The organism is Rathayibacter sp. VKM Ac-2926, assembly GCF_022815565.1.
Lineage (GTDB): Bacteria > Actinomycetota > Actinomycetes > Actinomycetales > Microbacteriaceae > Rathayibacter > Rathayibacter festucae.
The window spans coordinates 141298-161981 of the sequence record NZ_JALGRS010000001.1 but is presented as its reverse complement, the minus strand read 5'-3'; the positions used below and the strand labels follow the sequence as shown (position 1 = coordinate 161981).

Here is a 20684-nt window from a genome sequence, read left to right as displayed (position 1 = left end):
TGCCGCGGTGACCTCCCCCATCGCCGGCCTGCTCGATCCGCTGCACCCGCTCGCCTCCGGGCGCACGGCCGACTCCTCCCTCCTGCGGGCCTACCGCTCCGATCGACCGGAGTCGACGCCCGTCTGGTTCATGCGCCAGGCCGGTCGCAGCCTGCCCGAGTACCGGGCGCTGCGCACCGACACCCAGATGCTCGACGCCTGCCTCGACCCGGCGCTCGCGAGCGAGATCACCCTGCAGCCGATCCGCCGTCACGGCGTGGACGCGGCGATCTTCTTCAGCGACATCGTCATCCCGCTGCGCCTCGCGGGCGTCGCGGTCGACATCGTCCCCGGGCGCGGACCCGTTCTCGAGAAGGCGGTGCGCACCGCCGCGGACGTCGACGAGCTGGTCGCGCTCGATCCGGCCCTGCTCGACGAGACGCTCGAGCCGATCCGCGAGGGCGTCCGCCGCACGGTCGAGGGCCTGCGGGAGATCGGCGAGGGCGGGACACCGCTGATCGGCTTCGCCGGCGCCCCCTTCACCCTCGCGGCCTACCTCGTGGAGGGCGGGCCGTCCAAGGACCACATCCGCGCCCGCACCCTGATGCACGCCGACCCCGAGGCCTGGGCTCGGCTGATGGAGTGGACCGCCGAGGTCACCGGCCGCTTCCTCCGCGCGCAGGTGCTGGCCGGGGCGAGCGCCGCGCAGCTCTTCGACTCCTGGGCCGGCGCGCTGTCCCTCGCCGACTACACGGCGCACGTGGCTCCCGCCTCCTCGCGGGCGCTGACCCACGTGCGCGACCTGGCCTACGATCACGGCGAGACCCGCCGGAACGTGCCGATCGTGCACTTCGGCGTCGGCACCGGCGAGCTGCTCGGCGCGATGCACGGGATCGGCGCGGACGTCGTCGGCGTCGACTACCGCATCCCGCTCGACGAGGCGAACCACCGGCTCGGCGGCTTCGTGCCGGTGCAGGGCAACGTCGACCCGGCGCTGCTCTCCGCCCCGTGGGAGGTGCTGGCCGCGCACGTCGACGACGTCCTCCGCCGCGGCACCAGCGCGCCCGCGCACGTGCTCAACCTCGGCCACGGCGTGCCGCCCGAGACCGACCCCGACGTGCTGACGCGCCTGGTCGCGCACGTGCACGCCTGGCGGCCATGACCGAGGGGACCAGCACCGAGGGGACCAGCACCGAGGAGCACGGCAGCGGGGCCGGCGCCGACTACGACGTCGCGGTCGTCGGCGGGGGAGTGGCGGGGCTCGCCGCCGCCGCCGAGTGCCTGCGGATCGGCCTGCGCGTGGTGGTGCTCGAGGCGGGCGACGCGGTCGGCGGCTCGGTCGCCCCCCTCGAGATCGCCGGAGCCGTCCTCGACGCCGGCGCCGAGAGCTTCGCCACCCGCGGCGGTCACGTCGAGAAGGCGCTCGCCGCGCTCACCCTCGACGGCCGGCCGCTCGCCGAGTCGATCGTCGAGCCGCGGACCGGCGGCTCCTGGCTGCACCTCGCGGGCGGGCGCTCCGTCCCCTCGCCGCGAGCCGGGATCCTCGGCATCCCCGGCACCCCGCTCGCACCCGACGTCGTCCGCGCGATCGGCCGCCGCGGCGCTGCGCGCGCCTGGCTCGACGCCGTGATGCCGGTGCTGCGGATCGGCCGGGCCCACTCCCTCGCCGAGCTGGTGCGCACCCGGATGGGGCAGCGGGTCCTGGACGATCTCGTGGCGCCCGTCGTCTCCGGCGTCTACTCCAGCCGCCCCGAGGACATCGACGTCGACGCGGCGGCTCCGGGACTGAACGGGGCGATCACCCGGGCGGGCTCCCTGGCGGGCGCGGTCGCGGCCCTGCGCGCGAACCTCCCGGCCGGCGTGGCCGTCCGCGGGATCGACGGCGGGATGCACCGGCTGGTCGCCGCGCTCGTCGAGCGGATCGACTACCTCTCCGGCGAGATCCGGGTGCGGACCGGCGTGACCCGGCTCGAGGGCGACGGCGAGCCGTTCCTGCTCACCCTCGGCGACGGCGCGGTGCTCAGCGCCCGCGCCGTCATCGTCGCGACGCCCGAGCGCGACGCGCGCGAGCTGCTCGCCGGCATCGTCCCCGCCGTGCGCGACGAGGCGGCCGAGGTGCTGCACGACTCCGTCGAGCTGGTCACCCTCGTCGTGGACGACGCCCGCCTGGACGCCGCCCCGCGCGGCTCCGGCGTGCTCGTCGCGCCGACCGCCCGGGACGTCACGGCGAAGGCGATCACCCACGCCACCGCGAAGTGGGCCTGGCTGGCGGCCGGCCTGCCCGCGGGACGGCACGTCCTCCGCCTCTCCTACGGGCGCCCGGGCGAGCATCCGCCGCTGGAGGGCGCGAGCGACGCCGAGGCGGCCGCGACCGCCCTGCGCGACGCGTCGATCCTGCTGGGGATCGAGCTCGACCCGGCGACCCTCGTCGACTCGGCCCGGGTGCGCTGGGCGAACGTCCGCCCGGCCGCGGCGCTCGGCCGCCGCGCGCACCTGGAGGCCTTCCGCGCGGCGCTCGCCCCGGTCGCCGGGATCGCCGTCACCGGCACCTGGCTCGCGGGGACCGGGCTGGCCTCGGTGCTCCCGCACGCCGCCGAGACCGCCGCTCTTATCCGCCGCCGACTGGTGCGTCAAGGCGTCGCCATACCGCGCGAAGAATATGACGGCGACGGCTACTCTGGGTCGGAGGCTCCCGCATGACTGCGGCGTGCCCCGACACGAGTGGTCATCGACCGCGTGAACGAGCCGCGAGAGCGGCCCAGGACGAGGAGTAGGCGTGAAGGGCAAGATTCTTTTCGTGGCAGGAGCCGCAGCCGGCTACGTGCTGGGAGCGCGTGCCGGTCGCAAGCGGTACGAGCAGATCGCCTCGGCGGCGAACAAGTTCTGGCAGACGCAGCCCGTGCAGGACGTCGCGGGTGCCGTCGGCGGAGCGGCGAAGACGCAGCTCAGCACCGTCTCGGACAAGGCCTACGAGCTCGTCCGCACCGTCGTGGTGAAGGCGGTCTCCGGCGGCAAGAAGGCCCAGGGCGCCTCCTCGGCCGAGGCGACCGCCGCGGCCCGCTCGGCCGCGTCGAAGGTCGACGAGGCCGCCGCCGCGGCCGGCTCCGGAGGATCGACGTCGTCGTCCTCCACCAGCAAGGCGTAGTCCTCATCCCTCCGGGCCGTCCGTTCGGCCGAGGCCCGGCACGACCACCCTCCGAGGAGCCCCCGTGGTGAACGAACGCAATCCGAAGAACGCCCGATCGCTGGGCGAGCTGGTCAGCGACCTCCCCGGTCTCGTGATCGAGCTCGTCAAGGCCGAGATCGCGTCCCTCAAGAACGAGCTGTCCGGGAAGGCGAAGAGCGCCGGACTCGCGGTCGCGCTGTTCGCGGTCGCGGCCTTCTTCCTCCTCACCGCGTGGGCGACCCTCGTCACTTTCGCGATCATCGGCATCGCCTCCTGGCTCCCCGCCTGGCTGTCGGCGCTGATCGTGACCGTGTTCTTCCTGCTCGTGGCGGTCGTGCTGATCCTGGTCGGCGTCAAGTCGATCAAGAAGGCCGTCCCGCCCGTTCCGCAGGACTCGATCGAGAGCATCAAGAAGGACGTCCAGGCGTTCAAGGGAGTCGGCAGCTATGACAACTGATCGCGCTGTATCCAGCACCACGCCCCGCTTCGTCGACCCGGCGGAGCTCCAGCCGAGCCAGCTGAAGGCCGACATCGAGCGCGCGCGCACCGAGCTCGCCGCGACGCTCGACGCGATCGAGTACAAGGTGAACGTCCCGCGCAAGGTGCGGAACGTCCAGCGGACGCTCGAGCGCAAGGTCTCCGTCGTGCGCAAGCACCACCCCGAGGCCCTGATCGCCGGTGCCGCCGGCGCGGCCGCCGCGGTCGGCCTCGTCGTCTGGGGCATCGTCCGCGCCGTCGTCGAGGACTGACTGCACCCGCGTCACCTCCTGGCGCGGAGGGGTCCGGATCGCTAGCGCTCCGGACCCCTCGGCGCCAGAGCCCCTCCCGCTTTTGTGCATCCGCACGAGCGGAGGGATGATGGATCAATGACCGATCAGACCGCCGACACGGCGGGTCCCGTTCAGTCCGCCCCCGACACGAGCGCCGCTCCGGCGCCGCAGCCCCCCGCCGATCAGGATCGCTCCGATCAGGCCCTGGGATACACGCTCTGGGCGGTTCTCCGCAGGGATCCCTCACGTCCGTTCACCCTCTCCGCCGACGAGGCCGCCCAGGCGGCCGCCGGCTACGAGGACACCGTCGCGCGGCTCGCGGGCGAGGGCGTCACGGTGCGCGGCACCTACGACGTCTCGGCCCTGCGCGCCGACGCCGACATCATGCTCTGGCTCACCGGAGCCGCGCCCGAGGAGCTGCAGCACGCCTACCGTGAGCTGCGCCGCACCGAGATGCTCTGCGCGCTGCTGCCCACCTGGAACGCGATGGGCGTGCACCGCGACGCCGAGTTCAGCGCGAATCACCTCCCCGCCTACATGCGCGGGAAGGCGCCCGCCCGCTGGCTGACGGTCTACCCGTTCGTCCGCTCCTACGAGTGGTACATCCTCCCCGAGGAGGAGCGCCGCACGATGCTCGCCCAGCACGGCCGTCAGGGCTCGCGCTTCCGCTCCGTGCTGACCAACACGGTGGCCTCGTTCTCGCTCGGCGACTACGAGTGGATCCTCGCGCTCGAGGACGAGGAGCTGGTCAACCTGGTCGACCTCATGCGCGATCTGCGAGCCACCGAGGCCCGCCGCCACGTGCGCGAGGAAGTCCCCTTCTACACCGGTCGGCGCATCGAGGCCGACCAGATCGCCGAGGTCCTCCGATGAGCAGCACGGTCCCCGCCCCCGAGGCGCGCGACTTCGCCGAACCCGTCCCCGAGGTCGCCGAGGGCGTCCTCGTCCGCGGTGCCACGCCGGCGGCGGCGTCCGGCCCCGAGCACGTCACCGAGCCGGTTGCCTACGACGCGATCCTGCTCGCCGGCTTCGGCGGCCCCGAGGGCCAGGACGACGTCATCCCGTTCCTGCGCAACGTCACCCGCGGCCGCGGCATCCCGGAGGAGCGCCTCGAGGAGGTCGCCCACCACTACCGCCACTTCGGCGGCGTCAGCCCGATCAACGCGCAGAACCGCGCGCTGAAGTCCGCCCTCGAGGCCGAGCTCGCGAACCGCGGCATCGACCTCCCGGTGCTCTGGGGCAACCGCAACTGGGCGCCGTACATGAGCGAGGCGGTGACGGAGGCGAAGGAGCGCGGCTTCTCGAACCTGATCGCCATCGCCACCAGCGCCTACTCCTCCTTCTCCTCCTGCCGGCAGTACCGCGAGGACTTCGCGGCCGCCCTCGACGCGACCGGCCTCGAGGGCGAGCTGCGGATCGACAAGGTCCGCCAGTTCTTCGACCACCCCGGCTTCGTCATGCCGTTCGTGAAGGCCGTCCACGACGGGCTCGACGAGCTGCGCTCGCGCCTGCCCGGGCTGGACGTGGCGACCGAGGTCGAGGTGCTCTTCGCGACGCACTCGATCCCCTCCACCGACGCCGCGCGCAGCGGCCCGCACGAGCGGCACGAGGACGGCACCGTCGTCGACGTGCACCACTTCGGCGACGGCGGCGCCTACGAGGCGCAGCACCTCGCGGTCGCGGAGGTCGTGATGGCGGCCGCCGGCGCGGAGGACGTGCCGTGGCAGCTCGTCTACCAGTCGCGCTCCGGCCCGCCCACCCAGCCGTGGCTCGAGCCCGACATCAACGACGCGATCGCCGAGCTGCCCGCCAAGGGCCGCAAGGCGCTGGTGATCGTGCCGCTCGGCTTCGTCTCGGACCACATGGAGGTCATGTGGGACCTCGACAACGAGGCGCTCGAGACTTCGGAGGAGCACGGCCTCGTCGCCGTCCGCGTGGCGACGCCGGGCACCGACCCGGTCTACGTCTCCGGTCTCGTCGACCTGGTGATGGAGCGGGTCAACGGCACGCCGGTGGAGGACCGTCCGTCGATGACGGCGCTCGGCCCCTGGTACGACGTCTGCCGTCCCGGCTGCTGCGAGAACGTGCGCGCGGGCTTCAAGCCGGCGCTGGCGGGGATCGCGCCGTGACGGGCGGGGTCGCCCTGTGACGGGGAGCATCGCCCCGTGAGCATCCGAGTCGGCACCCGCGCGAGCGCGCTCGCGGTGGCGCAGACCCGGATGACCGCCGATCGGATGGCGCAGGCCGCCGGCGTGCCCGTCGAGCTGGTGCGCATCGAGTCCGACGGCGACCGGATGCGCGGCTCGCTCGCCTCCCTCGGCGGCACCGGGGTCTTCGTGAGCGCGCTGCGCGACGCGCTGCTGGCCGGGCGCTGCGACGCGATCGTGCACTCGCTCAAGGATCTGCCGACGGCACCGGTCGAGGGCCTCGTCCTCGGCGCGGTGCCCGAGCGCGAGGATCCGCGCGACGCGCTCTGCGCCCGCGACGGCGCGACCCTCGCGACGCTGCCCCGCGGTGCGCGGGTCGGCACCGGGTCTCCGCGGCGTCGCGCGGCACTGCTCGCGGCGCGCCCCGACCTCGAGATCGTGGACATCCGCGGGAACATCGACACCCGGCTCGGCCGGGTGGCCGACGGGAGCTCGTCGCCGCTGGACGCGATCGTGCTCGCCCTGTCGGGGCTGCGGCGCCTCGGGCGCACCGACGCCGTCACCGAGGTGCTCGACTTCGGCGTCTCGCCGCACGCGCCCGGTCAGGGTGCGCTGGCGATCGAGGTCCGGGACGAGGAGCCGTCCGACGATCTGCGCGCGGCGCTCGCGGCCGTCGAGCACGCCCCCACCCGGGCGGCGATCACCGCCGAGCGGGCGCTGCTCGCCGTGCTCGAGGCGGGCTGCGCGGCGCCGATCGGCGCGAGCGCGACGGTCGAGGCCGGCCGTGTGGTGACGCGCGGCGTGGTCTTCGCGGTGGACGGCTCGGCGTCCCTCTCTCGGGAGGTGGCGGAGCCGATCGATAACGGTTCGGTCGACGGACCTCGACACCTGGCGGTTTCGCAGTATGGTGGTCGCGAACTGCCCGTCGTCGAAGCCGCGTTCCGTTGCGGCTCTCTGCTCGCTGACGCGCTTCTCGGTGCGGGTGCCGCCCAACTCGCACCTCTGGGAGCCTCTTCGTGATCGTGCCCGCCGCCTACTCCCAGTGGGAGAAGCCGTTGCAGGGCTGGCGTGTCCTCGTCCCCCGCGGAGGTCCGTGGGGCGACGGCGTCGCCGGTGCCCTCCGTGCGAAGGGAGCGTCGCCCGTCGTCGCGCCCATGATCAACTTCGCGCCGACCGACGACTTCCCGGCGCTCGAGCAGGCCCTGGCCGACCTCGAGGCCGGCGCCTTCGACTGGATGACGGTGACGAGCGCGACCACGGTCGACGTGCTGTCCCTGCTGCGCACCACCGTGCCCGCGGGGACGAAGGTCGCCGCCGTCGGCGAGACCACGGCCGCGGCGCTCGTGGCCGCCGGCTACTCCGTCGACCTCGTGCCCTCCGAGGACAACTCCGCCAAGGGCCTGCTCGCCGAGTGGGAGCAGGCGACCGGCGGGCAGCACCCGCTCCGGGTGCTCACGCTGCGCTCCGAGATCGCGAAGCCGCTGCTGACCGAGGGCCTGAAGCGCATCGGCCACGACGTCCGCTCGGTGGTCGCCTACCGCACCGTCGGCGTGCAGGTCGAGGACCGCGTCGTCGCCGATGTCGCGAGCGGCGCCGTCCACGCCATCCTGATCACCTCGGGGAGCGTGGCCGAGCAGGTGCAGAAGCAGCTCGGCCCGGTGCCCGAGTCGACGCTGGTCGCCGCGATCGGCCCGCAGACCGCGAAGGACGCGCGCGCCTTCGGCCTGCGCGTCGACGTCGTCGCCGACGAGCGCTCGGCCTCGTCCCTGATCGAGGCCGTCGCCGGCGTCGCCGCGGAGCGCGCGCCCCGCTGACCGGCGCTCTTCGCGCACAACATCAGCTGAGACGGGTGGGCCTCCGCTGACAGAGGAGGGACCCCCTTCTCAGCTGATGTTGTGCGGCCGTCGCTGGTCGAGGTGGACGCTCACCGGTGTTCGAGTGCCCGGCGCCTGCGCTGCGCTGCAGTCCACATGTGCTCGTTCCGGCGGATCATCTCGAAGAGGGCCGCTTCGGTGCGGGGCCAGTCGTCCATGATCTGGTGGTTGTCGAGCCGGATGCAGAGGTACTCCTGGCGGGCGAGCTCGAGGTCGCGTCGCCGGTCCTCGTGGAACTGCTCGATGCTGGAGTGGTAGCGGTAGCCGTCAGTCTCGAGGACCATCCGCTCACCGATCACCTCGTCCACACGGCCGACACGCGGGACGAGGACCTGCGGGCGGACCGGCACGTTGCGGCTGCGCATGCTCAAGCGGGTCTTCGTCTCGAGGCCGGACTGACTGCGGCCGTCGACGCGGGCGAAGACCTCCCGCTTCCCCGCCGGAGCGAGCGCGCGGAGCGTCGGCAGGTCGTCCTCAGCGAGCAGGCTCAGGTTGAGAGCCGAGTCGATCGTCACGACGGCGTCGTCCTCACCGATGCAGGTGATGAGATTCAGGACCGCCGCACCGATCCCGTCCTGCGAGAACGAGCGCCGGCCCTGACCCGGCCATCGCCGCCAGTGGCCGACCGCCCCCGGACGCAGGGTATGGACGAAGGAGTCGCCGAGCGCGATGTGCAGGCCTGGCCGCTCGGTGGTCCAGAGCCCGAGAGCGTGCAGCAGAGAGACGCACGTGAGGACTCCGCCCGCACGCACGGCGGCCAGTTCGGCCTCGGGCGCTCCTGCCATCGCGTACCAGCCGCGCCGCACGCGGACGATCTCGCCCGTCGACAGGGCGCGCTCGACCGCGGACCGGTCCACGCCGGCGGCGCGAAAGGCGCTCGCGGGAGCGAACCCGCCGCCCGAGGCGAGGAGAGAGCCGACTCCGTCCATGGTGTCGACGGTGGCGGAACACCGCCTCGGGTGCGGGCGCTCGTCGGTGATCTGTGCAGGAAGGACGACGAGACGATCCTGTGGAGGAGTGGATGTCGACGGTCAGGGGGCGCGACGCGAGCCCGGCTTAGGCTGGAGGCATGACCGCGATCCGCCCGCGGCGCCTCCGCACGACCCCGGCCCTGCGCCGGCTCGTGCGGGAGACGCGCGTCCACCCCGCCCAGCTCGTCCTCCCGCTCTTCGTCGCCGAGGGCATCACGGAACCTCAGCCGATCGGCTCGATGCCGGGGGTGTCGCACCACTCGCTGGACAGCGTCCGCCGTGCGGTGACCGAGGCGGCCGAGGCGGGGCTCGGCGGCGTCATGCTGTTCGGCGTGCCGACCACCCGCGACGCGGTGGGCTCCGGAGCGACCGACCCCGACGGCGTGCTCAACGCCGCCACGCGGGTCGTCGTCGAGGAGGTCGGCGACGCGCTCGTCGTGCAGACCGATCTCTGCCTCGACGAGTTCACCGACCACGGGCACTGCGGCGTGCTCGACGCGCACGGCCGGGTCGACAACGACGCGACGCTGCTCCGCTACGAGCAGATGGCGCTCGCGCAGGCCGAGGCCGGATCACACCTGCTCGGGCTCTCCGGGATGATGGACGGCCAGGTCGGCGCGATCCGCGCGGCCCTCGACGGCGCCGGCCACCTCGACACCGCGATCCTCGCCTACTCCGCGAAGTACGCCTCCAGCTTCTACGGCCCCTTCCGCGAGGCCGTGCAGTCGACGCTCGAGGGCGACCGCCGCACCTACCAGCAGGACCCGGCGAACCGCCGCGAGGGGCTGCGCGAGGCGACGCTCGACCTCGCCGAGGGCGCGGACGTCGTGATGGTGAAGCCGGCGATGTCCTACCTCGACGTGCTCTCGGACGTCGCCGCGATCTCCGACGTGCCGGTCTGGGCGTACCAGGTGTCCGGCGAGTACGCGATGATCGAGGCCGCCGCTGCGAACGGCTGGATCGACCGCGAGGCCGCGATCGTGGAGTCGGTCACCGGCATCGTCCGCGCCGGCGCCGACGCCGTGCTCACCTACTGGGCCGTCGAGCTGGCGAACGATCTGCTGAAGTAGGCAGGGCGGTCCGGCGTCCGGCGTCCGCTGAGGCGCGCGCCGTATCGTGGTCGGGTGACTCCCACCGCGAACGACACCCTGTACGAGCGTGCCCGGCACGCGATCCCCGGCGGGGTGAACTCGCCGGTCCGCGCCTTCCGCTCGGTCGGCGGGACCCCGAGGTTCATGGTGTCGGCGACCGGCCCGTACATCACCGACGCCGACGGCCGCGAGTACGTCGACCTGGTCTGCTCCTGGGGTCCGGCCGTCCTCGGCCACGCGCACCCCGAGGTCGTCGCCGCCGTGCAGGAGGCGGCGGCCCGCGGGCTCTCCTTCGGCGCGTCGACCCCGGCCGAGACCGAGCTCGCCGAGCTGGTGGAGGCGCGGATCACGGCCGGCGGGGTCTCGCCGATCGAGAAGCTCCGCCTGGTCTCCACCGGCACCGAGGCGACGATGACCGCGATCCGCCTGGCCCGCGGGGTCACCGGCCGCGATCTGCTAATCAAGTTCTCGGGTCACTACCACGGCCACTCCGACGGCCTGCTCGCCGACGCCGGCTCCGGCCTCGCGACGCTCGCCCTGCCCGCCTCCGCCGGCGTCACCGCGGCCACCGCGGCGCAGACGATCGTGCTGCCCTACAACGACCTCGATGCGGTGCGCGCGGTCCTCGCCGAGCGCGGCTCCGAGATCGCCGCCGTGATCACCGAGGCGGCCGCCGCGAACATGGGCGTCGTCCCGCCCATGCCGGGCTTCAACGCGGCACTGGCCGAGCTCGTGCACGCCAACGGCTCGCTGCTGATCATGGACGAGGTGCTCACCGGCTTCCGCGTGAGCGCCGGCGGCTGGTGGGGACTGGAGAACGCGGGCGCCGGTGCCGATGGCGCCGAGGCGCCCTACGTCGCCGACCTCTACACCTTCGGCAAGGTCATCGGCGGCGGCATGCCAGTCGCGGCGCTCGGCGGCCGCGCGGACGTGATGGACCACCTGGCCCCGCTCGGGCCGGTGTACCAGGCGGGCACGCTCTCGGGGAATCCGGTCGCCGTGGCCGCCGGCATCCGCACCCTGCAGCTCGCCGACGACGCCGTCTACGCCTCGCTCGACCGCACCGCCCTGACGCTGCAGCGCGAGGTCTCGGCCGCGCTCTCGGCGGAGGGCGTCGTGCACACGGTGCAGAGCGCGGGCAGCCTCTTCAGCTTCATGTTCACCGACATCGGTGGACCGGTGCGCGACTACGCCCAGGTCCAGGCGCAGGAGTCGTTCCGCTACCCGGCCTTCTTCCACGCGATGCTCGACGCGGGCGTCTCGCTGCCGCCGTCGGTGTTCGAGGCGTGGTTCGTCTCGGCCGCGCACGACGACGCGGCGATCGGCCGGATCGTCGACGCGCTGCCGGCCGCCGCGAAGGCCGCGGCGGCGGCGCGCCCGCAGGAGTAGGCGGTCGCGCCGGGGATCAGCCCCGGCGCGACACCGACTTCGGCAGCACGAAGACGAGCGCGAAGGCGGCGATCGCCATCAGCGCGCTGACCAGCATCGCCGGGGCCGCGGCGTCGAGGAAGCCCGAGGCGACGGTGTCCGGGCCGGTGATGACCAGGCCGCCGAAGAGGATGCTGCCGATCGCGGCGATGCCGACCGCCGAGCCGATCCGCTGGATCGCCGAGATCACGCCACTGGCCGCGCCCGCGTCCTGCGGGTCGACTGTCGAGACGATGAACTGCACGTTCGGCGCGATGAAGAAGCCGTTGCCGATGCCCGCGATGAACAGCGGCGCGAGCAGCTGCCAGTTGGTGATCGAGTCGGGCGTCGCGGTCAGCAGCACCAGCCACACCCAGATCAGGCCGACGGCGAGCAGTCCGCTGCCGAGCACCAGGACGTTGCGGCCGAGCTTCGCGGTGAGGCGGTTGCTCTGCGAGGAGCTGACGATGCTGCCGATCGCGAAGGGGATCGAGACGAGGCCCGACTCCAGCGCCGTGTGGCCGAGGCCGGACTGCCAGAGCAGCGAGATGGTGAAGAAGATGCTCGTGAAGGCCGCGAAGTAGACCAGCGCCAGGATCACGCCGCCGGTGAAGGCGGGGTGGCGGAACAGGGTCGGCGGAACGAGGGGCGCGCGGCCGCGGCGGGTGTACGCGACCTCCCAGGCGCCGAACGCGGCGAGGAGGATCACGCCGCCGGCGATCGAGAGGAAGGTCCAGAGCGGCCAGCCCTCGTCCTCGCCCTGGATCAGCGGCACGAGCAGGGCGACGAGTCCGCCCGAGACGAGGATCAGGCCGAGCCAGTCGACGCCCCCACTCGGGGCGCGGTCGCCGTCCTGGAGCTCGCGGCGGGTCGGCAGCAGCATCGCGGCGGCGATGAGCGTCGCGACGCCGATCGGCAGGTTCACCCAGAAGACCAGGCGCCAGCCGTTCTCGTCGCCGAAGGCCTGGATGATCAGACCGCCGATGATCGGGCCGAGCGCCGACGAGACGCCGAGGACGGCGCCCATCACCGCGAACGCCTTGCCGCGGGCGGGGCCGCGGAAGAGGATCTGGATGTAGGCGTTGACCGCCGGGACGAAGATCCCGCCCGCGAGGCCCTGCACGACGCGCGCGATGACGAGCTGGACGTCGTCGGCGGCCAGGCCGCAGGCGAAGCTCGCGACGGTGAACAGCGCCACGCCGCTGACGAAGACCCACTTGTGCCCGAAGCGGTCGCCGAGGCGGCCGGCCGGGATCAGCGCGAGGCCGAAGGCGAGCGCGTAGCCCGAGATGATCCAGGAGAGCGTCGACTCGGAGGCGTCGAGGGTGGTGCGGATCGTCGGCAGCGCGACGTTCACGATGGTGGTGTCGAGCAGGGCGATGAACATGCCCGCCAGGAGGACCACGAGGGAGCGCCAGGCGCGGCGGTCGGGGGCCGGCGGGGCGCCGGTCACGCGGTCGGACGACGTCTCGGTCATGCGGAGGGAGGCCTTTCGAGAGGCGGGAGAAAGGGGGAGGGGGAGCGGGACCACCCATCGGGGGTACGACCGCATGTGAACTCTCGCAGGAGCACCCGGGTTTCTGCATGCCTTGGCCTGTGGGGGCCTTCAGGTGCGGGCGTGGACAGCGCCGTCAGCGGTGGCGGGACTCGGCGGCGCGGGCGCAGGCGATGCAGAGGTCGGCGGTGGGGCGGGCCTCGAGGCGGGCGGCGCCGATCGGGCGGCCGCAGCGGGCGCAGTCGCCGTAGTCGCCGGCGGCGAGGCGCGCGCGGGCGGCGGCGAGATCGCGCTCAGTGCGGGCGAGAGCGTCGCGCACCCCGGCCATCCGCGACCACTCGGCGGAGAGCGGGGTGCCCTCCGGGTCGTGCTCGTCGTCGGCGGTGCCGTCGGCGCGGTCGAGGAGGAGCTCGCGGAGGGACTCGTCCAGGCGCTCCGCCTCGCGGCGGGCCTCGGCCTGCCGCTCGGCGAGGCGCGCGTCGAGGAGACGCCGCTCGTCCGGATCCGTGGCCATCCCTCCATGCTGCCACCGCGACCCCCGGGCGCCGAGTGCGATGGGCGGGGCAGACTAGGGGCATGCCCGTCGTGACCGTGCTCCCCGACCGCCTCGAACTCCGCCTGACCCGCGCCGAACGGCTGCTCGCCCTGCACCGCGGCGACGTCGTCGTCGAGCGCTCGAGCATCCGCTCGGCGACCGTCACCGAGGATCCGTGGATCTGGGTGCGAGGCATCCGGGCGCCGGGGACCGCGGTGCCGCTGACCCTCGCGGCCGGCACCTGGAAGTTCCACGGCGGCAAGGACTTCCTGCTGATCAAGCGCACGGCCGCGGCGGTGGTGATCGACCTGGTCGACGAGGAGTACTCGCGACTGATCGTCAGCACGAAGCACGCCCCCGAGCTGATCGCGGCGCTGCAGCTGGGGACCGCGACCTCGGCGATCCCCGTGATCGACACCGACGACCTCGTCGTCGTGCCGGCCGTCGCCGAGCAGGCCGCCGAGCGCCTGGCCGCGGCGCAGGCGGAGGCGGAGCGCAGGGACGAGCAGACGCCTGCGGAGGAGACGCCGGCCGAGAAGGAGACCGTCGCGAAGAAGCCCGCGGCGAAGAAGGCGCCCGCGAAGAAGCCGGCGCCCGAGAAGCCGGCGCCCGAGAAGCCGGCGCCCGAGAAGCCGGCGCCCGAAAAGCCGGTCGCCGAGAAGCCCGGCACCGAGGCGCCGGCGCCTGAGAAGCCCGCCGCCGAGTTGCCTGCGCCCGAGAAGCCCGCAGCGAAGAAGCCCACCCCGAAGAAGCCCGCCGCGAAGCCGCGCCCCGACTCCTCCGTCGGTCACGCTTCCGCCGAGCCCAGCGGCGCCACCGAGGCCGCCGAGTAGCTCGGACCGCCGCGCGACCCGAGCTGCGGAGCGTCAGCCCCGGACGTCGACCAGCGTGCGCCCGTGCGCGCGCCCTTCCAGCAGGTCGGCCGCGGCGTCGATCGCGCCCGCGAGCGGCACCGCCGTGGTCAGGCCGTCGAGCAGCTCCAGGTCGAGGTCGTGGGCCAGCCGGCGCCAGGCCTCCTCGCGCAGCTTCCGCGGCGCCTCCACCGAGTTGATGCCCGCCAGCGTCACTCCGCGCAGGATGAACGGCATCACCGTCGCGGGCAGGTCGCCGCCCTGCGCGAGACCGCAGGCGGCGACGGTGCCGCCCCAGCGGGTCTGCGCGAGCGCGTTGGCGAGGGTGTGCGAGCCGGCGGAGTCGATCGCGCCGGCCCAGCGCTCCGACTGCAGCGGCTTGCCCTTCTCGGACAGCTCGGCCCGGTCGAGGACCTCCGTCGCGCCCAGGCGCTGGAGCAGCTCGCCGTGCTCGCCCGCGCGCCCGGTCGAGGCGACCACCTCGTGGCCGAGCTTCGCGAGCAGCGCGACGGCGAGGGAGCCCACGCCGCCCGAGGCGCCGGTGACCAGCACCGGTCCGTCGCCGGGGCGGACGCCGTGCCGCTCGAGGGCGAGGACGGCGAGCATCGCGGTGAAGCCGGCGGTGCCGATCGCGCCGGCGCGGGCGGAGGAGATCGCGCCGGGGATGCGCAGCAGCGACGCGGAGTCGACGCGGGCCCGCTCGGTGAAGCCGCCGTCGAAGCGCTCGCCGAGGCCGGCGCCGTTGAGCACCACGCGGTCGCCGGAGTCGAAGCGCTCGGCCGCGGCGCCGTCCGCGTACTCGACCGTGCCGACGACGTCGATGCCCGCGATCAGCGGGGTGCGGCGGACCACACCCGGCCGGCCGGCGAGAGCGAGGGCGTCCTTGTAGTTCACGCTCGAGTACTCGACGGCGAGGGTCACGTCGCCGTGCGAGCGGTCGGGATCGTCCCGCTCGGTCAGTCGTGCGCGATTCGGGGTCTCGGTGTCGGAGGAGGAGTGCTGCTCGACGACGACGGCTCGGAACATGAGCCCACGCTACGCCCGAGCGCGCGGAACGCGCCCGGGCGGCGGGGTCAGTTCAGCGGCCGGGTGCCCTCGGGCAGCGCACCGCCGGCGTAGAGGGCGGTCGCCGCGTCCTGCAGCGCGGTCAGCGCGACGCGCTGCGTCCACGGTCCGTAGGAGACGCGGGCCAGGCCGAGCTCCTCGAAACGGGCGGGCGACTGCGAGCCGGGGACGCCGATCACGCTGACCCGCTGGCGGCCGAGCTCGGCCACGAGGGCCTCGAGCTCCGCGTCCTGGAGCAGGCCGGGGACGAAGAAGCAGGTCGCCCCCGCGTCGAGATAGGCGCGTCCGCGCTCGATCGCGTCGGCGAGCACCTCGCCGCGGTCGCGGTCGCCGGCGCGGAGGAAGACGTCGGTGCGGGCGTTGAGGGCGAAGGGCACGGCCTCCTCCTCGGCGGCGGCGACCGCCTTCTCGACCGAGCGCAGCGCCTCGGCGAGCGGCTTCGCCTGGTCCTCGAGGTTCGCGCCGACGACGCCGACCTCGATGGCGCGGCGGACGGTCTCGCCGGCGTCGCCGTAGCCGGCCTCGAGGTCCGCCGAGACGGGGACGTCGACCGCGGCGACGATCCGCTCGATCATGCTCAGGTGCAGGTCGAGCGGGATCCGCTCGCCGTCCTCGTACCCGAAGGTCGCGGCGATCGAGTGGCTCGCCGTCGCGAGCGCCCGGGTCTCGGGGAGGGCGGCGATCGTGGTCGCCGAGACCACGTCCCAGACGTTCACCACCCTCAGCAGCTCGGGGGCGGTGTGGAGGTCGACGAGGGTGCGGCCGCGCGCTTCGATGCTCATCCGAGCACCGTAGCCCGCTCCACGACGCCCCCGCCGTGCGCCGCGCAGGCCGCGCTCCCGCAGCCCTCGCAGACGACGAGCTGAGCGCGGCAGGCGGGATCGGTGCAGTTGCGCATCCGGCTGGTCGGCTCCGCGCAGACGGCGCAGCGGCCGAGCACCTCGGCGTCCGGGGAGAAGGTCAGCGAGCCGCGCCCGTCGAAGACGTAGAGCGCACCGCGCCAGAGCCCCGTGTCGCGGCGGGCCTCCTGGTAGCGGACGATGCCGCCGTCGAGCTGGTACACCTCGCCGAAGCCGCGGGCGAGCATCAGGCTCGAGAGCACCTCGCAGCGGATCCCGCCGGTGCAGTAGGTGACGACCGGCCGGCCCTTGAGGTGGTCGTAGGCGCCGGAGTCGAGCTGCTCGACGAACTCCCGGGTGCTCGCGACGCCCGGCACGACCGCGCCGTCGAAGCGGCCGATCTCGGCCTCGAAGGCGTTGCGGCCGTCGAAGAAGACCACGTCCTCCCGCTCGGCGACCAGGGCGTCGACCTCGTCGGGCGCGAGCCGGACGCCGGTGCCGACGACGCCGGACCCGTCCACGCGCAGCTCCTCGGGCGCTCCGAACGACACGATCTCCTCGCGCACCTTCACCGACAGCCCGGGGAAGTCGACGCTGCGGCCCTCGTCGTCCAGGCCCGTGCCGTCGCTCCACTTCACCTCGAGACCGCGGAAGGCGGAGTGCTCGCGGGTGCGGCGGACCCAGCGCTTGAGCGCGCCCATCTCCCCGCCGAGGGTGCCGTTGACGCCGTCCTTCGAGAGCAGGACCCGGCCGCGCAGGCCGAGGTGCTCGGCGAGCTCGCGCTGCCACAGCCGGACGGATTCGGGGTCGGCGAGCGGCACGAAGCGGTAGAACAGCAGGATCTTCGGCAGCACCGGGTCATCCTACGAGGGCCGGGCCGGGTCGGCCGAAACGCTCCGGCAACGCGGGTATGACAGCATCTCCCGGTGACCGACGCTCCTCTCCCCGTGCCGCACAGCCGCTTCGAGGACGTCTTCGGCCTCGTGACCGGTGCGTTCGTCGTCTCGCTCGGCCTGTTCCTGCTCCGTGCGAGCGAGGCGGTGACCGGCGGGACCGCGGGGCTCGCGCTGCTGCTGGGCTACGCGGCGCCGATCCCGTTCGGCGTGATCCTCGTCGTGGTGAACCTGCCGTTCCTGGCGCTCTCGCTGTGGAAGAAGGGCTGGCGGTTCACTCTGCGCACGATGTCCTCGATCCTGCTGGTGTCGGTGCTCGCCGGGCTGCACCCGCTCGCCTTCGGGACGATCCGCATCGACCCGGTCTACGGGGTGCTCACCGGCGACGTGCTCGCGGGGATCGGACTGCTCATCCTGTTCCGGCACGGCTCGAGCCTGGGCGGCTTCAGCATCCTGGCCCTCCTCGCGCAGGAGCGGCTGGGCTGGCGGGCCGGCTACGTGATGATGGCGCTCGACGCCTGCGTGGTCGTCGCGGCGCTGCTGGTGGTGCCGCCGCTGAACGTGCTGATCTCGGCCGCGGGCGTCGTGGTGCTGAATCTGGTGCTCGCCTTCAACCACCGGCCCGGGCGCTACCTCGGTTCCTGAGCGGCGCAGCGTGAGCGGCGCAAGCCCTCGACCTGCGGCCGTCGGTTCCTAGGCTGGACCCAGGCGCGCGACTGCCGCGCCCGAACGGAGAACCGGATGTCCGACTGGAACTACGACCCCTACGCCCGCCTCGGCGAGGTGCCGACCTTCACCCTCGAGAGCGACGACATCAGCGACGGCGCAGCGCTCGCCCCGCGCCACTACGGCGAGGGCTCGGGCGGCGAGGACGTCTCGCCGCAGCTGCGCTGGTCGGGAGCGCCCGCCGAGACCAAGAGCTTCGCGGTGACCGTGTTCGACCCGGACGCGCCGACCGGCTCGGGCTTCTGGCACTGGGCGGTCTACAACCTGCCGGCCGACACCACCGAGCTGCCGACCGGCGCAGGGGCGGCCGGCTTCGAGCTGCTGCCCGCGGGCGCGCAGACCCTGCCGAACGAGATGCGGCTGCGCCAGTTCATCGGAGCGGCGCCGCCGGACCGCGAGCACCGCTACTTCTTCGTCGTGCACGCCCTCGACGTCGAGGAGCTCGAGCTCGACCCGGAGTCGACGCCGGCGATCCTCGGCTTCAACGCGCACTTCCACACGCTCGCGCGAGCGGTGCTGGTCGCGACGGCGACCCCGGACGGCGCGAAGGGCTGACGACGGCGGGTCTCGATACGCCGCTGCGCGGCTACTCGACCAGCATGCAGCGTGCTGACCGAGCATCCGCGCAGCGGGCGTCTCGAGATCCGCGCTATCCGAAGAGGGTGCGCGCCTCCTCGTAGCGGGAGTCGGGCACCGTCTTCAGGGTGCCGAGGGCCTCGGCGAAGTCGACGTGGTAGATGTCGGTGCCGCGCAGGGCGACCATGCGGCCCCAGTGCTCGGCGACGACGGAGTCGGCCGCGGCCATGCCGAGGCGGGTGGCGAGGACGCGGTCGAAGGCGCTGGGGGTGCCGCCGCGCTGGATGTGGCCGAGCGTGGTGGCGCGGGTCTCGATGCCGGTGCGGTCCTCGATCATCGGAGCGAGCATCTCGCCGATGCCGCCCAGGCGCGGACGGCCGAAGGCGTCGAGGCCGCGCTCGGAGTGCGCATCGTCCATCGAGTCGAGCGAGAAGCCCTCGGCGACGACGACGAGCGGGGCGCGACCGCGGTCCTGGGCGCTCTGCACCCACTCCACGATCTGCTCGATCGAGGTCTTCTTCTCCGGGATGAGGATGACGTGCGCGCCGGCGGCCATGCCCGAGTGCAGGGCGATCCAGCCGACGTGGCGGCCCATGACCTCGGCGACCATGCAGCGGCCGTGCGAGTCGCCGGTGGTGCGCAGGCGGTCCATCGCGTCGGTGGCGATGCCGACGGCGGTGTCGAAGCCGAAGGTGTAGTCGGTGGCGCCGAGGTCGTTGTCGATGGTCTTCGGGACGCCGACGATCTTGAGGCCCGCGTCGGTGAGGCGCTTCGCCGCGGCCAGGGTGCCCTCGCCGCCGATCGCGATGATCGAGTCGATGCCGTTGCGGTCCATCATCTCGGCGATCTTCTCGGGGCCGCCGTTGTCGCCCTCGAAGGGGTTCGTCCGGCTCGTGCCGAGGATCGTGCCGCCCTGCTTGGCGATGCCCTGGATCTCGGGCCGCCCGAGGGGGAGGAGGTCGCCGTCGACCACTCCGCGCCACCCGTTGCGGAAGCCAACGAATTCTTGGTCGTACACCTTGATGCCCTTGTACACGGCACCGCGGATGACGGCGTTCAGCCCGGGGCAGTCGCCCCCGGAGGTCAGGATCCCGATCTTCACCCGCTCAGAGTAGAGGACGCGGGCACGGGGTCGGGTCGCCCGCTCCGGCCGGATACGACGAAGGGCCCCTCCTCGCCGCCTCGAGGAAGGGCCCTTCGTCGTTCAGGGACTAGAGAGTGTCAGTGACTAGTTGGCCTGGCTGGTGTTGACGACGCCGTTGACGCCGGCGGGGAAGAATCCACCGGAGGTCGCGGCCTTGCTGTTCAGGTAGACGACGTTGAGGACCTGGCCGGGGTTGCGGCTGAAGGCGATGCCGTTGGCGTCGGTGGGCTGGATGTTGGCCTGCCCGTCGACCTTGACGCCCTGGTCGTCGTCGGTGGGGCCGTCGAGGCTGTCGCGCGCGTCGGACAGCTTGCCCGCCTGCACGTCGAGACCGGCGCTGTAGATCGCCGAGCGGATGGCACCGGCGTGGTACGCCTCCACCGCGAGGATGCCGGCGGCCGCCTCCAGGTAGAGCTTCGACTGGATGAGGGGGGCAGCGCCCTTGTAGGCGGTGACTCCGACGTCCTCGAAGACGAAGGCGCCGAGCAGGAAGTTCTGCTCGTTGAGGAACGGGTCGAACGTGCCGCCCGCGGGGATGAGGCCGGCCGCGGCTGCCGCCGCGTTGAAGCTGGCCTCGAGGTTGATCGAGGGGCGGGCGACGGCGGCAGCGCCGAGCTGGCCGCGGAGGAACTTGACGTGCGCCTTCTCGTCGTTGGCGACCTCGCGGGCGAAGGACTTCAGCCACGGGGTCTTGAACGGGACGGCGCGGCCGCCCTTGACGCCGCCGAGCTTGCCGGTGCCGCCGGTGTCGCTGCTCGCGAGGCCGGAGCCGGTGACGGCGCGGAGGTAGAACTCGGCCTCGAGGTACTCGAGGTTGAGCGCGAAGTTGAGGACGGCGGCGTCGCCGGGGCCCTCAGCGGCGACCTCTTCGGCCGAGGCGGCGGGAGCGGAGGCCAGGGCCGCCGCTCCGATGCCGAGTCCGGCGACGCCGGTGGCCTCGAAGAAGCGGCGACGGTCGAGAGCCGTCTCCGAGCTCCTGACGATCGCGTTGCGGATGAATGTGGTGTCGAACATGTGCGCATCTCCAGTGATAGGCGGTTGGCCGGGCTGACGGACTGTGCCGCGACAGCGCGAAACTACGCCCGGAATCGGGGCACTGCCTAGCGGAATCGGGCGATCCAGATTGCGCATGTGTTCATCCGGTCTGAACCAATC

At 73.3% G+C, this 20684-nt stretch carries 22 protein-coding genes; 14 read left to right on the top strand and 8 right to left on the bottom strand.

Annotation, left to right across the window (positions count from 1 at the left end):
* Window positions 1–7: 7 nt before the first annotated feature.
* The 9 genes from hemE to MT351_RS00735 all read left to right on the top strand — a co-directional run bounded on the left by hemE (window position 8) and on the right by MT351_RS00735 (window position 7876).
* Entirely contained in the window at window positions 8–1141 is a 1134-nt protein-coding gene (gene hemE, locus MT351_RS00775) for a uroporphyrinogen decarboxylase (protein WP_243581005.1), read from the top strand.
* Window positions 1138–2679 (top strand): NAD(P)/FAD-dependent oxidoreductase, encoded by a 1542-nt coding sequence (locus MT351_RS00770; protein ID WP_243581004.1) that lies wholly within the window; start codon window positions 1138–1140, stop codon window positions 2677–2679. The genes hemE and MT351_RS00770 overlap by 4 nt, the downstream gene beginning before the upstream one ends.
* Before the next feature lie 97 nt (window positions 2680–2776).
* Complete coding sequence (locus MT351_RS00765; protein WP_185020476.1) at window positions 2777–3124, top strand: YtxH domain-containing protein; 348 nt, start codon at window positions 2777–2779, stop codon at window positions 3122–3124.
* A 64-nt stretch (window positions 3125–3188) separates the two neighbouring features.
* Entirely contained in the window at window positions 3189–3602 is a 414-nt protein-coding gene (locus tag MT351_RS00760) for a phage holin family protein (protein WP_123733381.1), read from the top strand.
* The gene (locus tag MT351_RS00755) at window positions 3592–3894 is read left to right on the top strand and encodes a DUF3618 domain-containing protein (RefSeq protein WP_123444872.1); all 303 of its coding nucleotides are present in this window, start codon (window positions 3592–3594) and stop codon (window positions 3892–3894) included. Before MT351_RS00760 ends, MT351_RS00755 begins: the two co-directional genes overlap by 11 nt.
* Window positions 3895–4011: 117 nt before the next feature.
* Window positions 4012–4788, top strand: coding sequence for a hydrogen peroxide-dependent heme synthase (gene hemQ, locus MT351_RS00750; protein WP_243581003.1), 777 nt, complete (start codon window positions 4012–4014; stop codon window positions 4786–4788).
* A complete protein-coding gene (locus tag MT351_RS00745) occupies window positions 4785–6044 on the top strand; it encodes a ferrochelatase (protein ID WP_243581002.1) in 1260 nt (419 codons plus the stop codon). Before hemQ ends, MT351_RS00745 begins: the two co-directional genes overlap by 4 nt.
* Before the next feature lie 90 nt (window positions 6045–6134).
* Window positions 6135–7082 (top strand): hydroxymethylbilane synthase, encoded by a 948-nt coding sequence (gene hemC / locus MT351_RS00740; protein ID WP_243581134.1) that lies wholly within the window; start codon window positions 6135–6137, stop codon window positions 7080–7082.
* Window positions 7082–7876 (top strand): uroporphyrinogen-III synthase, encoded by a 795-nt coding sequence (locus MT351_RS00735; RefSeq protein ID WP_132435642.1) that lies wholly within the window; start codon window positions 7082–7084, stop codon window positions 7874–7876. Before hemC ends, MT351_RS00735 begins: the two co-directional genes overlap by 1 nt.
* A gap of 110 nt (window positions 7877–7986) precedes the next feature.
* Here the strand turns inward: MT351_RS00735 and MT351_RS00730 are convergent, their stop codons facing one another.
* Complete coding sequence (locus MT351_RS00730) at window positions 7987–8865, bottom strand: type IV toxin-antitoxin system AbiEi family antitoxin domain-containing protein (RefSeq protein ID WP_243581001.1); 879 nt, start codon at window positions 8863–8865, stop codon at window positions 7987–7989.
* Between the two features lie 140 nt (window positions 8866–9005).
* Here MT351_RS00730 and hemB point away from each other — a divergent pair, with 140 nt between their 5' ends.
* Window positions 9006–9977, top strand: a complete 972-nt coding sequence (hemB, locus tag MT351_RS00725; protein ID WP_123444876.1) for a porphobilinogen synthase — start codon at window positions 9006–9008, stop codon at window positions 9975–9977.
* 54 nt (window positions 9978–10031) lie between these two features.
* Window positions 10032–11387 (top strand): glutamate-1-semialdehyde 2,1-aminomutase, encoded by a 1356-nt coding sequence (gene hemL, locus MT351_RS00720; RefSeq protein WP_243581000.1) that lies wholly within the window; start codon window positions 10032–10034, stop codon window positions 11385–11387.
* Between the two features lie 16 nt (window positions 11388–11403).
* Here the strand turns inward: hemL and MT351_RS00715 are convergent, their stop codons facing one another.
* Together MT351_RS00715 and MT351_RS00710 are read right to left on the bottom strand one after the other, a co-directional pair.
* A complete protein-coding gene (locus MT351_RS00715; RefSeq protein WP_243580999.1) occupies window positions 11404–12882 on the bottom strand; it encodes an MFS transporter in 1479 nt (492 codons plus the stop codon).
* 154 nt (window positions 12883–13036) lie between these two features.
* Window positions 13037–13414, bottom strand: coding sequence for a TraR/DksA C4-type zinc finger protein (locus tag MT351_RS00710; RefSeq protein WP_243580998.1), 378 nt, complete (start codon window positions 13412–13414; stop codon window positions 13037–13039).
* Window positions 13415–13476: 62 nt separating this feature from the next.
* On the opposite strand from MT351_RS00710, the gene MT351_RS00705 reads away from it, so the two are divergent.
* Window positions 13477–14268 (top strand): hypothetical protein, encoded by a 792-nt coding sequence (locus tag MT351_RS00705; RefSeq protein WP_243580997.1) that lies wholly within the window; start codon window positions 13477–13479, stop codon window positions 14266–14268.
* 33 nt (window positions 14269–14301) lie between these two features.
* On the opposite strand, the gene MT351_RS00700 is transcribed toward MT351_RS00705, so the two are convergent.
* From MT351_RS00700 to MT351_RS00690, 3 genes are read right to left on the bottom strand one after another with little or no spacing between them, the layout of a single operon-like run.
* On the bottom strand, window positions 14302–15312 hold the full coding sequence (locus MT351_RS00700) for an MDR family oxidoreductase (protein WP_132434822.1): 1011 nt from the start codon (window positions 15310–15312) through the stop codon (window positions 14302–14304).
* 47 nt (window positions 15313–15359) lie between these two features.
* On the bottom strand, window positions 15360–16133 hold the full coding sequence (locus MT351_RS00695; protein WP_243580996.1) for an isocitrate lyase/phosphoenolpyruvate mutase family protein: 774 nt from the start codon (window positions 16131–16133) through the stop codon (window positions 15360–15362).
* A complete protein-coding gene (locus MT351_RS00690) occupies window positions 16130–17044 on the bottom strand; it encodes a rhodanese-related sulfurtransferase (protein WP_243580995.1) in 915 nt (304 codons plus the stop codon). The genes MT351_RS00695 and MT351_RS00690 overlap by 4 nt, the downstream gene beginning before the upstream one ends.
* A 72-nt stretch (window positions 17045–17116) precedes the next feature.
* Here MT351_RS00690 and MT351_RS00685 point away from each other — a divergent pair, with 72 nt between their 5' ends.
* Both MT351_RS00685 and MT351_RS00680 read left to right on the top strand, forming a co-directional pair.
* Entirely contained in the window at window positions 17117–17728 is a 612-nt protein-coding gene (locus MT351_RS00685) for a YitT family protein (protein WP_123734901.1), read from the top strand.
* A 96-nt stretch (window positions 17729–17824) separates the two neighbouring features.
* Window positions 17825–18364: a YbhB/YbcL family Raf kinase inhibitor-like protein gene (locus MT351_RS00680; protein WP_123701810.1), complete on the top strand. Its 540-nt coding sequence runs from the start codon at window positions 17825–17827 to the stop codon at window positions 18362–18364.
* Window positions 18365–18458: 94 nt separating this feature from the next.
* On the opposite strand, the gene MT351_RS00675 is transcribed toward MT351_RS00680, so the two are convergent.
* Complete coding sequence (locus MT351_RS00675; RefSeq protein WP_123701816.1) at window positions 18459–19487, bottom strand: 6-phosphofructokinase; 1029 nt, start codon at window positions 19485–19487, stop codon at window positions 18459–18461.
* A 126-nt stretch (window positions 19488–19613) separates the two neighbouring features.
* The gene (locus tag MT351_RS00670) at window positions 19614–20543 is read right to left on the bottom strand and encodes a ferritin-like domain-containing protein (RefSeq protein ID WP_123701817.1); all 930 of its coding nucleotides are present in this window, start codon (window positions 20541–20543) and stop codon (window positions 19614–19616) included.
* Between the last annotated feature and the right edge of the window lie 141 nt (window positions 20544–20684).